Below are 508 nucleotides of genomic sequence, written 5' to 3' on the forward strand. Positions count from 1 at the left end.
CCCTTCACGCATGAACAACAGCAAAGTTACGGTCTCGCGATGAGTTGGTGGTGCGCCGTTACGCCAATTTCGCCGCGCTGCTTGCCGTGTGATTTTCCGTCGGAGTGATAGACGACGAGTACAGCGTTGTCGTGCGTCAGCGGCACTGGTGCGATCGTGGTGAGCGCCGCGTTGCCCTCGGCGTCTGCTACCAGGTCGTTGTCCTGACCGCTACCATCAAGCGGCGTGAAGCCGATCGGCTTCTCATTGAAGTGATTTTCGAAAAGGCTGTAGTGTCCGTTGGGCTTGAGACCAGAAAGCACGACAGTTACCTTCTCACGCCCGTCCGGCTGCGGCGTCAGGATCGCTTCCCCTCTGGCACCAAGCCAGGCGCCCAAGGTAAGATTCATCCGCTGGCCGGTAGCGGTCTTCAAAGGCAGCGTCGGCGTGTCAGCGATTAGCGCATTGCGAAGGCCAGCGCTTCGCTTAATCCCTTGCGGCCCGGTAGCGGCGGGGGCACCCGGTTGCT

General features: G+C 60.6%; 1 protein-coding gene. It reads right to left on the reverse strand.

What is annotated here, in order from left to right:
* Positions 1-26 precede the first annotated feature (26 nt).
* A partial coding sequence (locus F6X40_RS41710; protein ID WP_222946324.1) for a hypothetical protein occupies positions 27-508 on the reverse strand: 482 nt, incomplete at its 5' end.

Source organism: Paraburkholderia sp. UCT31 (assembly GCF_014397655.1).
Lineage (GTDB): Bacteria > Pseudomonadota > Gammaproteobacteria > Burkholderiales > Burkholderiaceae > Paraburkholderia > Paraburkholderia tuberum.